Below are 19,938 nucleotides of genomic sequence, written 5' to 3' on the forward strand. Positions count from 1 at the left end.
TTTCAGAACCCATGTCGACACCCCAGGACGTGCGCTTATGGCGCTAAAACGGGTGACGCGCATGCATGCGCGGCGGTTAGCCGTATGGTGCAACCGACGCGGGCGCGTAGTTTAACGGTTGCACCCGCCGCCTGCAGCGAAACTAAGGGTTCTCCCTAGCAAAATGTTGGCCCTCCTCGCAAGCTTTGTAAGCAACTTTCTGGGCGCTATCGCGAATTTTTGTAAAGTTGACGGCCGAGTGTTGACCTTCTCTCGAAATCGCCGTATAACGTTCGGGCAGGATTTCAAGCGGCGAGTGAATTGGTCTTTCGTAGTTCGCCCATCAACGGTACTCCGGTTGGTCCCATTACCCCCTTCCTTGATTTTCATGCACTCATTGGGCTTCGGCCTTATTCACCATCTTTAGGAACAAGTAATATGGAAACCGGTACCGTCAAGTGGTTCAATGACGCAAAGGGCTTTGGCTTCATCACCCCGGACGGCGGCGGCGAAGATCTGTTCGCGCATTTCTCGGAAATCCGCACGGAAGGCTTCAAGACGCTGCAGGAAAACCAAAAGGTCACGTTTGAAGTGAAGACGGGCCCGAAGGGCAAGCAAGCAGCTAACATCAAGCCGGTGTAAGCGCTACGCTGCTTCCTTCTGGACGCAAAAAAAACCCCGCCACGGCGGGGTTTTTTTATTGGCTGAGATTGCCCGCCGTGATTAACTCCGGTTCGCAAGCGCGAACTGGGCTTATCCGAACAGGCGGCGCGCGTAAATGCCGAGTCCCGTCGCCACACTGGCGAGCCGGTCGCCGAAAACCGCTTCCGCATCCGGAAATGCCGCGGCCAGCGCGCCAGAGAGAAACGCGAGGCCGGTCGAGCCGCCCGTGAAGTAAATCGCGCTCACGTCGCCAATTGTAACGCCGGCTGCGCGCACCGTGTCGCGTGCGGCAGCCACGATGCGGCGCGTCTCTTCCTGTCCGGCCTCGATAAGCTGCGCCTCGTCGAACGCAAGGCGCAGATCGTCTTCCACTTCGTCCAGATCGATTACTGTCTCGCCGCCCGCGGCGACACCGATCTTGGCCTCCTCGGCGTGCGCCGCGAGCGCATGCCCGAGGCGACGTTCGACCACGCGCATCAGGCGGTCGTGGTGCTTGACCTCGGTGAACAGGTGGCGCATCAGAGCGAGTTCGCTCACGCGCTTCGGCGCATAGACGGTGTTGATCAGATGCCAGGTCGCAAGGTCGAAGTACACCCGGTTGGGAATTTCGCGGCCTTCCGGATCGAGCGACTGATAACCGAGTTCGCGCAGGATGGTCGCCAGTTCCACGCGGCGGTCGAAGTCCGTTCCGGCCACGTGCACGCCGTGATGAGCCAGCACGTCGTCCTTGCGCTCGACGCGCTTTACCCGCTCGGGCCCGACTCGCACCAGCGAAAAGTCCGAAGTGCCGCCGCCGATGTCGGCAACCAGCACGAGCCCCTCCTGCGTCAGGCGCGATTCGTAGTCGAAAGCAGCCGCGATTGGCTCGTACTGGAAGCGGATCTCGCGCAGCCCGACCGCGCGCGCCGCTGTTTCAAGCTGCTTTTGCGCCATCTGATCGGCGCGCGGGTCGTCGTCGACGAAAAAAACCGGGCGGCCGAGCACGGCGCGCTCGATCGGCGCTCCCGCGCTTTTTTCCGCGCAACGCTTCAGATGGTCGAGGAAAATCGCGATGACGTCTGTGTATCTGATCGCGGTGCCGTCGCCGAGGTCGGTCGAATTCTCGGCGAGCGGCGAGCCGAGAATGCTTTTCATCGAGCGCATCAACCGGCCGTCGAAGCCGTCGATATAGGCGGCGAGCGCCGCGCGCCCGAACTCGCGGGTATCTTCGTCGGTGTTGAAGAACACCGACGTCGGCAGCGTCGTGTAGGCGCCTTCGACCGGTGCGAGCTTGAGCGCCACGCCGTCTGGAACGGCGACGGCCGAGTTGGAAGTACCGAAGTCAATCGCGCAATAGGTCATGGCAGGAATCGCCGCTCACGGCTGGCGCGCACAGGTAGGGGGAGCGGCTTTGTATCACGAAAGCCGGACCAGCATCAACTTGCCAATCGAGCGGCAGAACGCGAAGAAGGCGACGCGGGCGCGGAACGCAACTTGCTGGCGACGGCTATTCGAGCCCCGCATTCCAACGACTCAGGAGACCACCAGCAATGAGCGCGCCGCCTGCCGCCGACGTCGAGCGAAACACCGCCGGGATCATCGAAACCGACCTGCCGTCGCGGCTCGACCGCCTGCCTTGGGGACGCTTTCACACGCTAATCGTCGTCGCGCTGGGTGTGACCTGGCTGCTCGACGGACTGGAAGTGACGCTCGCCGGCGCGGTCGCGAGCGCATTGAAGTCGAGCCCGACCTTGCGTTTCACCAATGCGGAAGTGGGGCTCGCCGGCAGCGCCTATATTGCCGGTGCCGTGCTCGGTGCGCTCGGTTTCGGCTGGCTCACCGACCGGCTGGGCCGGCGCAAGCTGTTCTTCATTACGCTCGCGCTCTATCTGACGGCCACCGCCGCGACCGCCGCATCGTGGAATCTGGCGAGCTTTCTATTGTTCCGCTTTCTGACCGGCGCCGGCATCGGCGGCGAATACACGGCGATCAACTCGACGATCCAGGAGTTCACGCCGCCGCGCGTGCGCGGCTGGATCGATCTCGCGATCAACGGCACGTTCTGGGTCGGCGCGGGGCTGGGGGCGGCGGGCTCGCTGATTCTGCTGGATCCGAATCTGTTGCCGGGCGACTGGGGCTGGCGCGCGTGCTTTTTCATTGGCGCGGCGCTCGCCTTGATCGTGCTGCCCATGCGCATCTGGGTTCCGGAAAGCCCGCGCTGGCTGCTCACCCACGGCGACGAGCGCGACGCGCGGGCAATCGTCGAAGGAATCGAAACGCGCTTTCGCAACGAAGGGCAAGTGCTGCCCGCCGACGGCCTCACTCGCCTGCGTCTGCGGGCGCGCGAACACACGCCGCTGCGCGAGGTGTTTCACACGCTTTTCAGTCTGCACCGGCGGCGCGCACTGGTGGGCCTTTCGCTCATGACCGCGCAGGCGTTCTTCTACAACGCCATTTTCTTTACCTACGCGCTCGTACTGACGGACTTCTATGGCGTGCCCGGCGAGCACATTGGCTGGTATCTGCTGCCTTTCGCGCTGGGCAATTTTCTGGGACCACTGGTGCTCGGCCGTCTTTTCGACGTGATCGGGCGGCGCAAGATGATCGCATCGACCTACGGCATGTCGGCCATTCTGCTGACGGCAAGCGGCTATCTGTTCCAGCAGCACATGTTGACTGTGGTGACGCAGACCGTCGCGTGGATGGTGATCTTCTTCTTCGCGTCGGCCGCGGCGAGCTCCGCTTACCTCACCGTCAGCGAATCGTTTCCGCTCGAGATCCGCGCGCTCGCCATCGCCGTGTTCTACGCGTTCGGCACGGCGCTCGGCGGCATCGCCGGACCGGCTTTCTTTGGACGGCTAATCGACACGCATCAGCGCAGCGAGGTGTTTTCGGGCTATCTGGTCGGCTCCGCGCTGATGCTCGCCGCAGCGGTGATCGCGGCGATCTGGGGCGTGGACGCGGAGCGCAAGTCTCTGGAGCACGTGGCCGCGCCGCTTTCGAGCGTGACCGACAACGACGACCCGCTTTGACGCGCCCAAACAAATACGCGCGGCCGCTTCGCTGCGCCGCGCGTCCTGCTGCCGGCGTGCGCCGGCTCGAAGCCGCTTACAACGCCTTCTTCCAGCCCCCGCCGTACGCAATTTCCGCCAGCGGCAAACGCTGACGGGCCGACTTCTCGCGTTCGCGCAGCACCGGGTCGAGTTTCTCGACGTCGCCGTAATGGCCGAGCGAAATGATTGCGATCGGTTCGACGTCGTTCGGCAGTTCGAAAGCCGTGCGGAAGGCGTTCTGGTCAAAGCCGCTCATCTGATGCGCGGCGAGGCCGAGTGCATGCGCCTGCAACACCAGCGCCATAGCGGCTGCGCCGGCGTCGTATTGCGCGCAGCGGTTCACTTCGCCCTTGGCGGTGCGCGTTTGGGTGGTCACGGCGATCAGCACGGGCGCGGGCGCATTCCAGCCCTGGTTGAACGGCACGAGGGTCGCGAACGCCTGCTTGAACGCGACTTCATCGACGCTGCGGTCGAACACGATAAAGCGCCACGGCTGTGCGTTATACGACGAAGGCGCCCAGCGTGCCGCCTCCAGCACGGCGTGCAGATTCTCGCTGCTCACCGGCTCGCTCGAATAAGCGCGCGGGCTCCAGCGGCCGGCAATCAGATCGTGAATGGCAACTTCGGTTGGGGCAGGTTTCTGGGTCATGCTCTTCTCTCGGTGGAAATTCATGATCGCGGGCGACTGCCCGGGGTCACATAGCATACCCAAGGTTCGGCGTGCCTGCTGTGCAGAGCCCATGGTTCGTTTTTGCGTAGTGTGGAAAGACGCGGGCGCAACCGCTGCGCGCCTTTGCGGACCTCGCACTAGATGGCTTGCGGCTCCGGCACCTTGGCGGGCCGGTTGATCCGCAGGACGATGACCGCCGCCACGAGGCACAAGCCGCCGGAAATCATCGACGCCACCGTGTAGGTGCCGAGGCTCGCGCGCAGCATGCCGGCGCCGAGAGCCGCGAACGCCGCGCCCAGTTGATGCCCGGCCACCACCCAGCCGAACACGACAGGCGCCGACTCCTTGCCGTAGACGTCCGTGGCGAGGCGCACGGTAGGCGGCACCGTGGCGATCCAGTCGAGTCCGTAGAACACGGCGAACAGCGGCAGGCCGAAGAAGTCGATGCCGAACGCGTGCGGCAGATACATCAGCGACAGGCCGCGCAATCCGTAATACCAGAACAGCAGCACACGGCTGTTGAAGCGGTCCGAGAGCCAGCCGGAGAGGGTCGTTCCGAACAGATCGAAAATGCCCATCGCCGCGAGCAGCGACGCGCCCTGCACTTCGGTCATGCCGTAGTCGCCGCACATGGCGATCAGATGAGTGCCGATGTAACCGTTGGTGCTCGCGCCGCAGATAAAGAAGCTGAAGAACAGCAACCAGAAATCGCGCGTCCTGCTCGCCATGGCGAGCGTACCGAATGCAATGGCAAGCGGATTCTGCCTGGTGGCGGTGGGCGCCACAGGCGCGTCGTGCGCTTCGCCGTACGGGCGCAGGTGCACGTCCGCCGGGCGCTCGGGCAGCAGAAACGCCACCAGCGGCAGAACGACCGCCGCGGCCGCCGCAACCACCCACACCACCTGACGCCAGCCGTAATGCTCGACGATGGCCGCCAGCATCGGCAGAAACACCAGTTGGCCGGTCGCCGAACTCGCCGTGAGAATGCCCATGACGAGCCCGCGATGCGTGGTGAACCAGCGCGTCACCACGGTCGCCGACAAAGACAGCGCGGCGACGCCGGTCGCGCCGCCAACCATCACGCCCCAGACGAGGACCATCTGCCAAGGCTGGGTCATCAGCGACGACAGCGCGACGCCCGCCGCCATGGTGCCCAACGCGACGAGCAAGGTCGGCCGCACGCCGAAGCGCTGCATGGCCGCCGCCGCGAACGGTCCCATCAGCCCGTAAAGAGCGATGTTCACTGAGATTGCGAGCGAAATGGTCCCGCGGCTCCAGCCGAACTGGTGCTCCAGCGGCACCATCATCACACTCGGCGTGGCGCGCGTGCCGGCCGCCGCAAGCAACACCAGGAACACGACCGCGACCGTCAACCAGCCGTAGTGAAAGCGCTTGCCTATCAGTTTTGCTGCCCAGTTCATCGGCTCTCCTCTTGTTGAATGCGAGCACCCGCGCCGTTCACAGTTTTACCGCTTCCGTAAAGGACTTGTGACAGATCAGTCACAATGAGTGTTGCGATGTTAGTTACCGACCGGTAACATGTCAAGGCGTCGGTCAGATTCGACGGAAATCAGGGGCTGTTTATGTCTGAAAGCGAAACCTCGAGGCGCGCCGGTTCGCGGGCGGCGCCAAGGCCCGCACCGGCCAGCCGGCGCGCGCGCGGCGCGCATACGTCCGGGCCGCAAGCGCAGCAGCATCTGCTGCGCGCCGCAGCCGAGCTGTTCTACCGGGAAGGGGTGCGGGCGGTCGGCGTGGATGCAGTGGTCGAGCGCGCCGGCGTCAATAAAATGAGTCTGTACCGCCAGTTCTCGTCGAAAGACGATCTGGTCATGGCGTACCTGGAGCACAAGGACGCGCAGTTTTTTGGCTATGTCGAGAAAAGTTTCGCCAAACATCCCGGCGACCCGGCGCGCCAACTGCAGCAGTATTTCGACGATCTCGCCGCGCGGGCGTCGCTGGAAGGCTACCGCGGCTGTCCGTTCGTGAATGTCGCGGTTGAGTTCGCGGACACCGAACACGCCGCCCGGCAATTCGTGTTTCGCAACAAGGAGCGTCTGCTCGCCCGCCTGACAGAACTCGCGACGGCCGCCGGCGCCGACGACCCCGAGATGCTTGCCAACTCGCTGGCCCTGCTGATAGAGGGCGTGTACGCGGCGAGCCAGACTTATCGCGCTGGTTCAGGGCCCGTGCTGGCTGCGCCGAAGGCGGCTGCACGACTGATCGCGGCAGCGTGTGGGGGGAAGGTGGAGCGTTAGAGTTTGTCGGCTTGGTCGGCTTGGTCGGCTCGGTGGGTTCGGTGGGCTTCTCGGCTTAGTCGGCCTCTCGGCTCAGTCGGCTTTGCCGACCGTCCCGACGCGAGCGCAGCCAGCCGTTCCGCCGCAGCCAGCACACACATCCGCGCCATTACAATGACGCTTTGCCCGTCCCGCCGCCTGCCATGCCGTTGTCCACCCAATCGCACGACGCTGTCGTTGCCGCCACCCGTCACTGGCTGACCGAAGCCGTGATCGGACTCAACCTGTGCCCGTTTGCGAAGGCCGTCCACGTGAAGGGGCAAATTCGCTACGCGGTGAGCGAAGCGACCGATCTGGAAGGCGTGCTGGCCGATCTGGAAACGGAACTGAACACCTTGATCGCCGCGGACCCGGCCGCCGTGGACACGACACTGCTGATCCTGCCGCAAGCGCTGCCTGATTTTCTCGACTATAACGACGCGCTCTTTTTCGCCGAGCGAATGCTGAAACAGCTTCGCCTCGAAGGCATTATTCAGATTGCGAGCTTTCACCCGTCGTATCAGTTTGAAGGCACCGAACCCGACGACATCGAAAACTACACGAATCGCGCGCCGTATCCGATTTTGCACTTACTCAGAGAAGACAGCATTGAACGCGCGGTTCAGGCTTTTCCCGACGCCGAGGCGATTTACGAGCGCAATCAGGAAACGCTGCGCAAAATCGGCCTCGCGGGCTGGAACAAATTGATGAAGGGCTAGTGCACACCCATTACCGCGAAAACTGCCACGGGAATTGCCGCGATATTTCCGCGATTATGCGGAAACAAAAAACCGCTCTTTCAGTTCCTCGATCCCCAGAGTGTGCATCACTTCGTTGAGCCGCTCAGCGGGGCGCCTGCGCGGCAAGTCCTTGAACTGCGCGATGATGAGCTCGTTTTTCATCGAATGCTCCCAGCCGACGAGCTCCGTTACGCTCACCTGATAACCGTGCGCCTCCAATTGCAGACAGCGCAGCACATTCGTAATCTGGCTGCCGAACTCGCGCGTATGCAACGGATGCCGCCAGATTTCCGTCAACGCATTACTCAGCGATTTACTCTTGTTTTGACGTAAAACGCCGGCCACTTCAGCCTGGCAACACGGCACAACCACAATGTATTTCGCCTTTTTCTCGAGGGCGAAGCGAATGGCGTCGTCGGTGGCGGTATTGCACGCATGCAGCGCGGTAACAATATCGATCTGTGACGGCAGGCGCTCCGACGTAATCGAATCCGCTACCGATAGATTCAGAAACGACATTCCCTTGAAGCCGAGCCGCGCCGCCAGTTCCTGCGAGCGGGCCACCAGTTCCTCGCGCGTTTCGATGCCGTAAATGTGCGACGCCCCACCCGCAGCATCCTGAAACTCCTTGAAGAACAGGTCGTACAGGATAAAACCTAGATATGACTTGCCCGCGCCGTGGTCGACGAGGGTCACCGCGCCCTTCTCGTCCTTCAGGTCCTTGAGCAGCGGCTCGATGAACTGAAACAGGTGGTAGACCTGCTTCAGCTTGCGGCGGCTGTCCTGGTTCATCTTGCCGTCGCGTGTCAGGATGTGCAGTTCCTTGAGCAACTCGATGGACTGGTTCGGGCGAATTTCGTGAGTTTTGCTGGACATCGTGGGGAGCCGTCGGCAATTGCAGCGCGAACGTGCGTCAGGTGACGGATAAAAACAAAAGTTGCTGCCAGTTTACCCAAACGGCGGCGCGCTCACCGAAGATCGCGCGAAAACCGGCGGGAAGCAGCGTATTCCTGGAACACTTCCTGCTGTTTTCAGGCACGACGAGGGAGCTTTGCGCGCGCGGGCGAACCGTTTCGCGCCGCCACGGTCCCAACGGCGTAGACGTGGTGCCCATAACAACAAGCTGTCGGCCGTGCTCGACAGGCACGGCCCCGATGCATGTGGGGAGGACGGCTCCGTAACACGAGCCGAACGTTACGTAACCGGCAGCGCGCCGCGATTTCTACTGGATGCGCGCCCGGACAATAGAAGAGGCGGCAATGGATACGGTACCCAACGGAAACGTCGAACAGAAGTTCCAGGAAATGATGGCGAAGCTCACCGCCATGCCCGCCTGGACCGAAAAGCAGCAACTGGAACTGGAGATGGCCCGCGACATCTCCACGGAAATGCTTCGTCTTGCCGAAGTCATGCGCGACGGCAGCGTCGACATGGAAACCTGCCTGACGCTGCTCAAATACGCGAAGGTACTGGACTTCGTGATGACCACGCTGGCTTCGCGGCGCGACATCAAACCGCAAACGCTGCGCGTCATCTTCAAGCTCGCCGGCCTCAAGGTCGACGAAGCGTATCCAACCTGAGACCGCGGGCCACGCGGCCAGATGTCCACCTCACGCCGCCACGCGCGCGAGCGGTCAAGCGCCGCTCGTCGTTCTCGCGAGTCAGCGCGGCGGCTTCTTATCCCGGCGTATCGCTGTCTGGCGCCGGAGCCTGTTTCGCAGGCTCGCGTTCAGGGCTCGAATCCCGGCTTCACATGCGCGGCGCTTCCACCGGCGGGGTGCCTTCGTGAAAGAGCGTGCGCAATTGCGAGCGCAATTCCGGCGAATCCTCATGTTTGTGCACACTCACGGCGTGCTGGACGGCCGCGTCGAGCAGCTCGTCCTCGCTGTCGGCAGATAGCGCGACCGTGCAGTTCATCTCGCTCGGGAACTCCCGGCAGTCAATGTAATGGCGGGTCATGGCAGTCTCCTTGATCGTATGTTGGGGCCGTCCTCGCGCGACATCAGGCGCGAGCCCGTGGCTCGTCCGCCATGCCAGCGCATGAGGTTCAGCAAAGACCTGACGAGTGGGATCGACGTGGGAACGACGCGAAATGCGCCCGATGGACGGTGTGCAAAAATTATAGTTCGCGATGCTGACTAACCCAGCGGCAAGCCGCTACCACGGCGCGGCTGAAGGCGCCGAAACCCAGGGTTCTTGCGTCGGCGGCGGCGCGCGGCGGGTTTGCTCCGCGCTGCGTGCAATGTGAAAATAGCGCCCTTCGCAGCGCCGACGCTGCTCGTTGCAGCTCCTGTCCGCGTTGCGCGCCGGTTGGCCGTCAGTCGCGGCGGCGCACCCCGCCTTTTTGCTTACCCGCAGGCCCGCATGTCATCTTCGTTCGATTCCGCCCGCGTCGCCGTCATCGGCGGCGGACCCGCCGGCCTGATGGCCGCCGAGGCGCTTTGCCTGCAAGGCGTGCAGGTCGACGTCTACGACGCCATGCCTTCCGTCGGCCGCAAATTCCTGATGGCGGGCAAAGGCGGCATGAACATCACGCATTCCGAGCCGCTCGAGCCGTTTCTCGACCGTTACGGTGCGCGTCGCGAGGCGCTCACGCCGCTCGTCGAAGCATTCGGGCCGCACGCGTTGCGCGCGTGGTTGCGCGGGCTCAGTGTGGAAACCTTTGTCGGCAGTTCCGGACGCGTGTTTCCGACCGACATGAAGGCCGCGCCCATGCTGCGTGCCTGGCTGCATCGGCTGAGGGAAAACGGGGTGCGCTTTCACATGCGGCACAAGTGGCACGGCTGGAACAGCGAGCAGCAGGACGTAGCGGCCGGCGCGTCCACTCGCGCCGCGCAGGTTCTGCGTTTCGCCACACCGGATGGCGAACGGCTCGTCGCTTGCGACGCCGTCGTGCTCGCACTCGGCGGCGCAAGCTGGCCGCGGCTCGGTTCGGACGCGAGTTGGGTGCCGCTGATCGCGTCGCGTGGGGTGCCGGTATCTCCGCTCCAACCGGCGAACTGTGGATTCGACGCAGACTGGAGTCCCTATTTGCGTGAGCGTTTTGCCGGCGAACCGGTGAAGTCTGTGGCCATTTCATTCCCTGACGTAGACGGAAAAGTCCACAATCGACAAGGTGAAATACTTCTGACCGAAACGGGCCTTGAAGGCAGTCTGATCTACGCGCTGTCGGCGCCGATTCGCGAGCGGATTCTCGCGGACGGCGAGCTCACGATTTCGCTGGACCTGGCGCCAGGCCTGGCGCTGGAGCGGGTGGTCGCGGAAGTTTCCAGACCGCGCGGTTCGCGTTCGATATCGAGTCACCTGCATGGAAGAGTCGGCATTAGCGGAGTGAAACTAGCCCTTCTGCACGAAGTCCTGCCGAAGGAAGTTTTCGTGGATTCGACGTGTCTCGCGCACGCAATCAAGGCTCTGCCGGTGCGGCTGTTGCGCGCCCGGCCGATTGCCGAGGCGATCAGCAGCGCGGGCGGCGTTCCGTTCGAGGCGCTGAATCAGCATCTGATGCTCGAGCGTTTGCCGGGCGTTTTCTGCGCCGGGGAAATGCTGGACTGGGAAGCGCCCACGGGCGGCTATCTGTTGACGGCGTGCTTCGCCAGTGGTCTGGCGGCCGGCCGCGGTGCGGCAGCGTTCGCGAGGGCGCGCGCGGCAGCGCTGTGAGGGGGCGGGGGCAGTTCGGTGCGGCGTGGCCTAATGCGGCCCGACGCGACATGCGCTGACGCAGCGCGACTCGACGTAGCCTGACGCAGCGCCCGCACCATGGCATGGCCGGTGTGCGAACCGCTCACAACCCCTTAAAGGCTGCCACGGCCCCACCCGCTCCCCTCCTTCACCGACTACCGCTTCGCAGCCCCCGCTTTTCCACCCGCATCACGAACGCGCCTTCAACCGCCACAGCGAAGTGAGTTCCGCCACCCGCGCCTTGTGCAGCGCATCGCTCTCGTCGGTCGACTTCGGGTGCCGTGGGCGAATGTCCTCGCGCCCGGCCACCGTCAGCCCCGCCTTCTCGATAGCGGCGAGCAGCCACTCGCGTGTGCGCAGCCCGAGATGCTCGGCGAAGTCCGAGAGAATGAGCCAGCCTTCGCCGCCCGGCGACAGGTGCTCCGCAAGGCCATTGAGGAAGCCGAGCAGCATCCGGCTGTCGGGATCGAAAACCGCATGCTCGATCGGCGAAGCGGGCCGCGCCGGCACCCACGGCGGATTGCAGACGACGAGCGGCGCGCGCCCCTCCGGAAAGAGATCGGCCTGTACGACGTCGACTTGCTGCCCGTAGCCGAGACGCGCAAGATTCTCGCGTGCGCACGCAAGCGCCCTCGGGTCCTGGTCGGTCGCGACAATCTTCTTGACTCCGCGTTTGGCGAGCAGCGCAGCCAGCACACCGGTGCCGGTGCCGACGTCGAACGCCTTGTTCAACGACGGCAGCGGCGTGCGCGCGACGAGATCCACGTACTCGCCGCGCACCGGCGAGAACACGCCGTAATGCGGATGGATCCGCTCGCCGAGCGCCGGAATCTCCACGCCCTTCTTGCGCCATTCGTGCGCGCCGATCAAGCCGAGCAACTCGCGCAACGACACGACCGATGCCTCGCCGGTCGGCGGCCCGTAGGTTTCCATGCACGCTTCGCGAACATCGGGCGCACGGCGCAGCGGAATCGCATAGCCGGCGTCGAGCGGAATCAGGATCATGCCGAGGGTACGCGCGCGCTGCGACTGCGTCTGACGGTGCAGGTTGAACGCTTCGAGAGGCGTCGCCCCCTGCTTGCGCTGCTTGCGTTCAAGGCGACGCGTGACCGCCTGCAGCAATTGCCGCGCGTTCTGGAAGTCGCCGTTCCATAGCAGCGCCGTGCCTTCGCACGCGAGCCGGTAGGCGGAATCTGCGGTGGTCCGGTCGTCGGCGACGATCACGCGCTTGGGCGGCGGCACCGCCGCTTCGGAGCGCCAACGTGCGGTGCGGGGGCCGTCGGCTTCGGGCCAGGTGATGCTTGCGGGGCTGGTCATGGTGAGGTCGTTTGACGAAAGCGCGGGCGCGTCACGGCGCACTTTCAGCGGTAACGCACAGTGGGTCAGGCTCGGCGAACGTAGACAGTTTCGTCCACAATCGACAAGGTGAAAGAGATATGGCGATTTTAGCCCTCGCCCGTGCTCACCGCATACGCTACAAAGCGCTGATTGGCCAATAAAAAACGGGGTTCCTGATTGAACAGAAACCCCGTTTCGCACTACTGGTGCCGGCTGCAGGACTCGAACCCGCCACCTCATGATTACAAGTCAAGCGCTCTACCTGATGAGCTAAGCCGGCATGAGGCCGTGATTCTACTTCATTTTACGAGCTTGAGGCGAGCCCTTCCGCCACCTTTCGAACCGTCGTCGTCGGGCGGCTCGCCTTCCGGGGAACGCTCAGCGTCGGCGGGGGCATCCGCGGCGGACGGACTGTCGACCGCGCGCGGTGTGGCCGGCGTGGCAGGCGTGGCCGGGGCCGCGGCCGGCTCCACGGCTTCAGCGTCCGCACCCGAATCGCGCGCCTCGCCGCCCGCGGACTCGACCTGGAACGCCATGCCCTGCCCGTTTTCGCGCGCGTAGATCGCGAGGACATTGCCGACCGGCACCTCGATCTTGTGCGATTTGCCGGAGAAGCGGGCGCTGAACTCTATCCATTCGTTGCCCATCTGCAGCTGGCTTGTGGCCTCGAAGCTGATGTTCAACACGATCTCGTTCTCGCGCACGAACTGGCGCGGCACACGCGTGTGATTGTCGACGCGCACGGCGATGTGCGGCGTGTAGCCGTTATCCGTGCACCACTCGTACAGCGCGCGCAGCAGATAAGGCTTGGTGGAAATCTCTTGCATCAGCAGTCCTTTTACCGGGCGCGGGCAGGCGCGCAGGCAGCCGCGCGCGCCCGAACCCAAAGCTCAACTCAACGACGCATTACCTTTTCCGAAGGCGTGAGCGCCTCGATGTAAGCCGGACGGCTAAAAATGCGCTCGGCGTACTTCATGAGCGGCGCGGCGTTCTTCGACAGCTCGATGCCGTAGTGATCCAGACGCCACAGCAGCGGTGCAATGGCGACGTCGAGCATGGAGAACTCTTCGCCGAGCATGTACTTGTTCTTCAGGAAGATCGGCGCGAGTTGCGTCAGGCGGTCGCGAATAGCCAGGCGCGCTTTCTCGTGATTTTTCTCCGCGGCCTTGCCCTTTTCGTTTTCGAGCGTGCCGACGTGGACGAACAGTTCCTTTTCGAAGTTCAGCAGGAACAGGCGCGCGCGCGCACGCTGCACCGGATCGGCCGGCATCAGCTGCGGGTGCGGAAAGCGCTCGTCGATATACTCGTTGATGATGTTCGATTCGTACAGAATCAGGTCCCGTTCGACGAGAATCGGCACTTGACCATACGGATTCATCACGGCGATGTCTTCCGGCTTGTTAAACAGGTCGACGTCGCGGATCTCGAAGTCCATGCCCTTTTCGAACAACACCAGCCGGCAACGCTGGGAGAACGGGCAAGTAGTGCCGGAATACAGAACCATCATGATTTACGTTTCCTCAAAAAGCTGAAGGGCCAGCGCGCGGAAAAACCGTTCAACAGGTTTTTCCTGGCGCCGGCCCCACGCCGTGTAGCGGCGTGATTATTTGATATGTTTCCAGTACGCGGCGTTCAGTCGCCAGGCGAAAAAGCTCAGAATACCGAGGAACAGCAGCACCCACACGCCAAGTTGCTTGCGGGTTTTCTGCGTCGGCTCGGACATCCATGACAGGTACGACACAAGGTCGGCCACAGCAGAATCATAATCTACCGGCGACATCGTCCCCGGCGTGACCTGCTGGAAGCCCACAAATTTGTGCACCGTCTCGCCTGTTTTTTCGTCGACTTCGTCACCGAACTTCGCGGTACGTTGCCCCTGAAGCTGCCACAGCACGTGAGGCATGCTCACGTTTTCATACACCAGGTTGTTCCAGCCCGTTGGCCGCGTATTGTCGCGATAAAAGCTGCGCAAATACGTGTACAGCCAGTCCTTGCCGCGCGCCCGCGCTTCCACCGACAAATCCGGCGGACTCGCGCCGAACCACGCCTTCGCGTCGTCCGGGCGCATGGCCACCGTCATCGTGTTGCCGATCTTGTCGGTCGTGAAGAGCAGATTCGACTGAATTTCGCTCGGCGTGATGCCGAGATCGGTCAGCCGGTTGTAGCGCACCAGGTTCGCGCTGTGGCAATTCAGGCAGTAGTTTACAAACAATTGCGCGCCGTGCTGCAAAGAAGCGAAATTGTCCGCGTTATCCGGCGCGCGGTCGAGATGAACGTTCTCGTCCGCGTACGCCGGGCCGCCCACAAGCGCGAGCAGTGTCGCGCCGATCAGCGCGCACGTCGAAAGCAGCTTTCTCATCTTCGTGTTCTCCTCGCTCGCGGTTAGTGGGGCTTGTAGCGCACACGCTCAGGCGGTTGCCTGAAGGTGCCAAGCCGCGTCCAGAACGGCATGCCGAGGAAAAACGCGAAGTAGATCAGCGCGCAAACCTGCGCAATCAACGTGGCGGTCGGCGACGGCGGTTTCGTGCCGAGGAAGCCCAGCGTCAGGAAGGCGACCACGAAAATTCCGTAGAACACTTTGTGGAAAAACGGCCGGTAACGGATCGACTTGACCGGCGAGCGGTCGAGCCAAGGCAGGAAGAACAGCGAAATTACCGCGCCGCCCATCACCACCACGCCCCAGAACTTCGACTCGGTGAACGCCATGGCGAGAATCACCAGCACCGCGAGCACCGGCAAGCCGAGCCTCCATTTGCCGCGCGCGCGCACCAGCGCGAGCAGGCCGAGCAGCGCGATGACGATCATCAGGACGATCTTGAACGGGTCGGTGGTGGCGCGCAGCATCGCGTAGAACGCGGTGAAGTACCAGACCGGCGCGATTTCGGGCGGCGTTTGCAGCGGGTTGGCCGGCACGAAGTTGTTCGCCTCGAGGAAGTACCCGCCCATCTCCGGTGCAAAGAAAATGATGGCCGCGAAGATCATGAGGAACACGGACACCCCCATGAAATCGTGCACCGAGTAGTACGGGTGGAACGGAATGCCGTCGAGCGGAATGCCGTCCGGGCCCTTCTTGGCCTTGATTTCGATGCCGTCCGGATTGTTCGAACCCACTTCGTGCAGCGCGACGAGATGCGCGACCACCAGCCCGAGCAGCACGAGAGGAATCGCGATCACGTGAAATGCGAAGAAGCGGTTCAGCGTGACGTCCGACACCACGTAGTCGCCACGAATCCACAGCGACAGATCAGGACCGATGAACGGAATGGCCGAGAACAGATTCACGATCACCTGCGCGCCCCAGAACGACATCTGGCCCCACGGCAGCAGGTAGCCGAAAAACGCCTCCGCCATCAGGCACAGAAAAATCGCGCAGCCGAAAATCCACACCAGTTCGCGCGGCTTGCGGTATGAGCCGTACATGAGCCCGCGGAACATGTGCAGATAAACGACCACGAAGAACATCGAGGCGCCCGTGGAATGCATATAGCGGATCAGCCAGCCCCACGGCACTTCGCGCATGATGTACTCGACCGACGCGAACGCGAGCGTTGCGTCGGGCTTGTAGTTCATCGTGAGGAAGATGCCCGTGACGATCTGGTTGACCAGCACCAGCAGCGCAAGCGAGCCGAAGAAGTACCAGAAGTTGAAGTTCTTCGGCGCGTAGTACTCGGAAACGTGCTTTTTCCAGGTGGACGTGAACGGAAAGCGCCGGTCGAGCCAGCCGACGAGCCCGGTCGTCTCTACTTCATGTTCGATCGCCATTACGCTTCTCCTTTCTCGTCCTTGCCGATCACGAGGCCGTTGGCCGAGGTGAACATGTAAGGCGGGATGTCGAGGTTCTGCGGCGCAGGTTTGTTCTTGAAGACGCGGCCGGCCATGTCATAGGTCGAACCGTGGCAAGGGCAGAGGAAACCGCCTGGCCAGTCGTCCGGCAGGTTAGGCTGCGCGCCCTCCTGGAAGCGCGGCGTCGGCGTGCAGCCGAGATGCGTGCAGACAGCGACGGCGACAAAAATATTCTTGTGGTCGGTGCGCGAACGGAATTCGTTGTTGCAGTACTCCGGCAACGGCATCGAAAAGGGATTCTTGCTCTCGGGGTCGGCTAACTCGTTATCCGCCTTCTTGACGTCGGCGAGCATCTTCTCCGTGCGGTTGATGATCCAAACTGGTTTGCCGCGCCACGCGACGGTTTTCATGTCCCCAGGTTTGAGATCACTGATATCCACTTCGACCGGTGCTCCGGCTGCCTTGGCTTTTTCAGATGGTGCAAACGAACTAACAAAGGGTACGACAGTGGCAACGCCTCCAATGCCACCTGCTACGGTCGTCGCTATCAGCCAGGTACGGCGGCTGCCGTCGACGCGTTCATCTTCCTTGTCTCGCATCACACGCCCCACTTCTGAGTTGGATTTTCCTTCAGGTCGCTTCTACCGCCGCTAGTTTGCTCGAATGGAGTCGCCATTTACAAGGGCCGATTGCCAAAAACCGTGCGAAGCCCTTGATAACTCAGGGTTTCTCCGTACGTATCGCAAACTTTTTCACACCTCCTTTTAAGTGCTCCCTCCGTTATTCGAGCTTTTTTCTTCGCTAATGCGTATTTGCTATTTCGACGCTTAAACGGGATTCGGGATATCGATAAAGAGGTGCTCGATATCGAACTGCTCGGAGAGGTGCTTGCCCACCGCCTGCACGCCGAAGCGCTCCGTTGCGTGATGACCTGCCGCGAGAAACGCAACGCCGCTTTCCGCCGACGTGTGCATGACCGACTCCGACACCTCGCCCGTCAGGTAGACATCGGCGCCAGCGTTGATCGCCGCGTCGAACATGCCTTGCGCGGCGCCGGTGCACCATGCGACCCGGCGCAACATGCGGTCCTGATCGCCGAACACGAGCGGCGTGCGGCCGAGCGTCTGCTCGATCTCGGCGGTGAAGTGCGCGAGCGTGATCGGCATCGCAAACGTGGCAAGCCAGCCGAGGTCGTTCTCGCCGAAGCGCGCGTCGCTGATCCAACCCATCTTCGCGGCGATCTGCGCGTTGTTGCCGAGTTCCGGATGATCGTCGAGCGGCAGGTGATAGGCGAAGAGGTTCAGGTCGTTGCCGAGCAGCAGTTTCAGGCGCGCGTACTTGCGGCCGGTGATCTGCGGCGCCTCGTTGCGCCAGAAGTAGCCGTGGTGGACCAGCACCGCGTCCGCGCCCCAATCGAGCGCCGCTTCGAGAAAGGCCACCGAGGCCGTCACGCCGGTCGCGAGTTTGCCGATCTTGCGGCGCCCCTCCACTTGCAGGCCGTTCGGGCAATAGTCCTTGAAGCGCGCGGTTTCAAGGAGATTGTTCAAGTACAATTCAAGTTCGATCCGATCCATATAAACCTCTAGTCTTCAGATGCTTAGACGCTTCTGGCTGTTCTTCGCCCAAGCGGTGACTGTGCTGTTGGCGCTGATGTTCATCATCGCGACCCTGAAACCGCAGTGGCTCCAGCGTCAAGGGCAATTCGGCAAGCAGCTTGCCGAACCGATCGTCGCGCTGCGGGAAGTGGCGCCTGGCATTGGCAGCGGGCCTGCAACGACGTCCTACGCGGACGCCGCCCAAAAGGCCATGCCCGCGGTCGTCAATGTGTTTTCCAGCAAAGATGGCTCACTGCCGCCGGATCCGCGTGCGAAAGACCCGCTGTTCCGCTACTTCTTCGGCGACAAGAACAATCGCAAGCAGCGCGAGCAACCGGCCGCGAACCTGGGCTCCGGGGTAATCGTGAGTTCGGAAGGGTACATTCTAACGAACCAGCACGTTGTCGACGGTGCAGATCAGATCGAAATCGCCCTCGCCGACGGCCGCACCACGAATGCGAAGGTCATCGGCATCGATCCCGAAACGGATCTCGCCGTGCTGAAGGTCAACATGACGAACCTGCCCACCATCACGCTCGGGCGCATGGAGCAGACGCGCGTAGGCGATGTGGTGCTGGCCATCGGCAATCCGTTCGGCGTGGGGCAGACGGTCACCATGGGTATCGTGAGCGCGCTCGGGCGCAATCACCTCGGCATCAACACCTTCGAAAACTTCATTCAGACTGACGCGGCGATCAATCCCGGCAACTCGGGCGGCGCCCTCGTCGACGTGAACGGTAATCTGTTGGGTATCAACACAGCCATTTACTCGCGCTCGGGCGGCTCGCTCGGCATTGGCTTTGCGATTCCCGTGTCGACCGCGCGCAGCGTGCTGGAGAGCATCATCACCACCGGCTCGGTCACGCGCGGCTGGATCGGCGTGGAGCCGCAAGACGTCACGCCGGAGATTGCGGAGTCGTTCGGACTCGACCAGAAGTCGGGGGCAATCGTGGCAGGCGTGCTCAAGAACGGCCCCGCCGACCGCGCAGGCATCAAGCCGGGCGACATTCTGATGAACGTGAACGGCCAGGAAATCACCGACACTACCCGCTTGCTGAATGTGATCGCACAGATCAAGCCGGGTACGGCCGCGAAGGTGCATCTGGTGCGCAAGAACCGCGAACTGGATGTGGACGTGATCATCGGCAAGCGGCCGCCGCCGCCGAAGCAGCCGGTCGAAGACAGCGACCAGCAGGACGACGAAGGCGGTTAAGGCGCGAGCCGCGCGGCGAACCCGGCGCTGCGTCGGCTGCCCCGTCGGCAGCCGAGCGGCGAAACGGTGGAGCAGTCGAACGCCGGCAGGCAAACAAAAAGGGCAGTCCGTCGCGCGGACTGCCCTTTTTGTTCGCTGCTCGGTTAATCGAGGGACCTGATCGATACTCCGGGCTGCTTAATCAGCCGGGCGGACTCGCGTCCTCGACTACAGCAGGCTGCTTGCCGACAATCAGCCGCGCCGCGATGATACCCGCCTCGTACAGCACGACGAGCGGAATGGCCAGGATCAGCTGCGAGAACACGTCGGGCGGCGTAACGACAGCCGAAATCACGAACGCGCCGACAATCACGTACGGCCGCACTTCCTTGAGCTTCTTCAGCGTCACCACGTTCATGCGCACCAGCAGGACCACCACAATCGGCACTTCAAACGTCACGCCGAATGCAATAAACATGGTGAGCACGAAGCTCAGGTAATTGTCGATATCCGTCGTCATCTCCGCGCCGAGAGGCGCGTTGTAATGCGCCATCACGCGGAAAATGGTGGGAAACACGACAAAATACGCGAACGCCATGCCGCACAGGAACAGCGTGTAGCTGCTGCCGACCAGCGGCCCCACGAGCTTTTTCTCGTGCTGATAAAGACCCGGCGCGACGAACGCCCAAATCTGGTACAGCACGAAAGGCAACGCGATCACGAAGGCGACCAGCATGGTCACTTTCATCGGCACGAAGAACGAGCCGGTGACGTCGGTCACGATCATCTTGCCGTCTTTCGGCAGGTTGTTCATGAGCGGGCGCGCCAGCAGCCGGAAGATATCCGGCGCCCAGTACACCAGCCCGACAAACACCACGATGACGGCAAGGCCCGCGCGGATGATGCGGTCCCGCAATTCGACGAGGTGGGAAATGAAGGTCTCTTCAGTGCCTTCTTCCTGGCTATTCTGGGGGTCGCTCACACCGGCCCTCGGT

Annotated in this window: 20 protein-coding genes and 1 tRNA gene; 7 read left to right on the forward strand and 14 right to left on the reverse strand. The window is 62.6% G+C overall.

Going from position 1 to position 19,938, the window contains the following annotated elements:
- Nucleotides 1-417: 417 nt before the first annotated feature.
- Nucleotides 418-621, forward strand: coding sequence for a cold-shock protein (locus tag JNB89_RS19050; RefSeq protein WP_007180251.1), 204 nt, complete (start codon nucleotides 418-420; stop codon nucleotides 619-621).
- Nucleotides 622-732: 111 nt separating this feature from the next.
- Here JNB89_RS19050 and JNB89_RS19055 read toward each other — a convergent pair whose 3' ends face one another.
- Nucleotides 733-1,983, reverse strand: a complete 1,251-nt coding sequence (locus tag JNB89_RS19055; RefSeq protein WP_220363288.1) for an Hsp70 family protein — start codon at nucleotides 1,981-1,983, stop codon at nucleotides 733-735.
- Between the two features lie 188 nt (nucleotides 1,984-2,171).
- On the opposite strand from JNB89_RS19055, the gene JNB89_RS19060 reads away from it, so the two are divergent.
- Nucleotides 2,172-3,653, forward strand: a complete 1,482-nt coding sequence (locus JNB89_RS19060; protein WP_220363289.1) for an MFS transporter — start codon at nucleotides 2,172-2,174, stop codon at nucleotides 3,651-3,653.
- 76 nt (nucleotides 3,654-3,729) lie between these two features.
- Here JNB89_RS19060 and JNB89_RS19065 read toward each other — a convergent pair whose 3' ends face one another.
- Nucleotides 3,730-4,323, reverse strand: coding sequence for a nitroreductase family protein (locus JNB89_RS19065; protein WP_220363290.1), 594 nt, complete (start codon nucleotides 4,321-4,323; stop codon nucleotides 3,730-3,732).
- Between the two features lie 158 nt (nucleotides 4,324-4,481).
- Complete coding sequence (locus JNB89_RS19070) at nucleotides 4,482-5,765, reverse strand: MFS transporter (RefSeq protein ID WP_220363291.1); 1,284 nt, start codon at nucleotides 5,763-5,765, stop codon at nucleotides 4,482-4,484.
- A 162-nt stretch (nucleotides 5,766-5,927) separates the two neighbouring features.
- Here JNB89_RS19070 and JNB89_RS19075 point away from each other — a divergent pair, with 162 nt between their 5' ends.
- Nucleotides 5,928-6,599, forward strand: a complete 672-nt coding sequence (locus JNB89_RS19075) for a TetR/AcrR family transcriptional regulator (protein WP_220363292.1) — start codon at nucleotides 5,928-5,930, stop codon at nucleotides 6,597-6,599.
- Nucleotides 6,600-6,781: 182 nt separating this feature from the next.
- Entirely contained in the window at nucleotides 6,782-7,336 is a 555-nt protein-coding gene (locus tag JNB89_RS19080; RefSeq protein ID WP_220363293.1) for a DUF1415 domain-containing protein, read from the forward strand.
- A 54-nt stretch (nucleotides 7,337-7,390) separates the two neighbouring features.
- Here JNB89_RS19080 and JNB89_RS19085 read toward each other — a convergent pair whose 3' ends face one another.
- The gene (locus JNB89_RS19085; protein WP_220363294.1) at nucleotides 7,391-8,233 is read right to left on the reverse strand and encodes a class I SAM-dependent methyltransferase; all 843 of its coding nucleotides are present in this window, start codon (nucleotides 8,231-8,233) and stop codon (nucleotides 7,391-7,393) included.
- 383 nt (nucleotides 8,234-8,616) lie between these two features.
- Here JNB89_RS19085 and JNB89_RS19090 point away from each other — a divergent pair, with 383 nt between their 5' ends.
- On the forward strand, nucleotides 8,617-8,937 hold the full coding sequence (locus JNB89_RS19090) for a hypothetical protein (RefSeq protein ID WP_013340655.1): 321 nt from the start codon (nucleotides 8,617-8,619) through the stop codon (nucleotides 8,935-8,937).
- A 169-nt stretch (nucleotides 8,938-9,106) separates the two neighbouring features.
- Here the strand turns inward: JNB89_RS19090 and JNB89_RS19095 are convergent, their stop codons facing one another.
- Entirely contained in the window at nucleotides 9,107-9,316 is a 210-nt protein-coding gene (locus JNB89_RS19095) for a DUF1059 domain-containing protein (RefSeq protein ID WP_013340656.1), read from the reverse strand.
- A gap of 405 nt (nucleotides 9,317-9,721) precedes the next feature.
- On the opposite strand from JNB89_RS19095, the gene JNB89_RS19100 reads away from it, so the two are divergent.
- On the forward strand, nucleotides 9,722-11,014 hold the full coding sequence (locus JNB89_RS19100) for a TIGR03862 family flavoprotein (protein WP_220363295.1): 1,293 nt from the start codon (nucleotides 9,722-9,724) through the stop codon (nucleotides 11,012-11,014).
- Between the two features lie 210 nt (nucleotides 11,015-11,224).
- Here the strand turns inward: JNB89_RS19100 and JNB89_RS19105 are convergent, their stop codons facing one another.
- From JNB89_RS19105 to JNB89_RS19140, 8 genes are all read right to left on the reverse strand, one after another.
- The gene (locus tag JNB89_RS19105; protein ID WP_220363296.1) at nucleotides 11,225-12,352 is read right to left on the reverse strand and encodes a methyltransferase; all 1,128 of its coding nucleotides are present in this window, start codon (nucleotides 12,350-12,352) and stop codon (nucleotides 11,225-11,227) included.
- Nucleotides 12,353-12,577: 225 nt separating this feature from the next.
- Nucleotides 12,578-12,653: transfer RNA gene (locus JNB89_RS19110), tRNA-Thr, on the reverse strand.
- A gap of 19 nt (nucleotides 12,654-12,672) precedes the next feature.
- Nucleotides 12,673-13,200, reverse strand: coding sequence for a ClpXP protease specificity-enhancing factor (locus JNB89_RS19115; protein ID WP_135894979.1), 528 nt, complete (start codon nucleotides 13,198-13,200; stop codon nucleotides 12,673-12,675).
- Nucleotides 13,201-13,268: 68 nt separating this feature from the next.
- A complete protein-coding gene (locus JNB89_RS19120) occupies nucleotides 13,269-13,880 on the reverse strand; it encodes a glutathione S-transferase N-terminal domain-containing protein (protein WP_006052302.1) in 612 nt (203 codons plus the stop codon).
- Nucleotides 13,881-13,976: 96 nt separating this feature from the next.
- Nucleotides 13,977-14,732: a cytochrome c1 gene (locus JNB89_RS19125; RefSeq protein WP_220363297.1), complete on the reverse strand. Its 756-nt coding sequence runs from the start codon at nucleotides 14,730-14,732 to the stop codon at nucleotides 13,977-13,979.
- Nucleotides 14,733-14,755: 23 nt separating this feature from the next.
- On the reverse strand, nucleotides 14,756-16,135 hold the full coding sequence (locus tag JNB89_RS19130) for a cytochrome b (protein ID WP_013340661.1): 1,380 nt from the start codon (nucleotides 16,133-16,135) through the stop codon (nucleotides 14,756-14,758).
- Nucleotides 16,135-16,755 carry a ubiquinol-cytochrome c reductase iron-sulfur subunit gene (gene petA, locus JNB89_RS19135; RefSeq protein WP_013340662.1) on the reverse strand — a complete coding sequence of 207 codons (621 nt, stop codon included), beginning with the start codon at nucleotides 16,753-16,755 and terminating at the stop codon, nucleotides 16,135-16,137. The genes JNB89_RS19130 and petA overlap by 1 nt, the downstream gene beginning before the upstream one ends.
- Before the next feature lie 228 nt (nucleotides 16,756-16,983).
- Nucleotides 16,984-17,730 (reverse strand): Nif3-like dinuclear metal center hexameric protein, encoded by a 747-nt coding sequence (locus JNB89_RS19140; protein WP_013340663.1) that lies wholly within the window; start codon nucleotides 17,728-17,730, stop codon nucleotides 16,984-16,986.
- A gap of 19 nt (nucleotides 17,731-17,749) precedes the next feature.
- On the opposite strand from JNB89_RS19140, the gene JNB89_RS19145 reads away from it, so the two are divergent.
- Complete coding sequence (locus JNB89_RS19145) at nucleotides 17,750-18,964, forward strand: Do family serine endopeptidase (protein WP_027212928.1); 1,215 nt, start codon at nucleotides 17,750-17,752, stop codon at nucleotides 18,962-18,964.
- 181 nt (nucleotides 18,965-19,145) lie between these two features.
- On the opposite strand, the gene tatC is transcribed toward JNB89_RS19145, so the two are convergent.
- Nucleotides 19,146-19,925, reverse strand: a complete 780-nt coding sequence (gene tatC, locus JNB89_RS19150) for a twin-arginine translocase subunit TatC (protein ID WP_013340665.1) — start codon at nucleotides 19,923-19,925, stop codon at nucleotides 19,146-19,148.
- Nucleotides 19,926-19,938: the final 13 nt, after the last annotated feature.

It is taken from the genome of Paraburkholderia phenoliruptrix (assembly GCF_019511605.1).
In the GTDB taxonomy this organism is placed as follows: domain Bacteria; phylum Pseudomonadota; class Gammaproteobacteria; order Burkholderiales; family Burkholderiaceae; genus Paraburkholderia; species Paraburkholderia phenoliruptrix_A.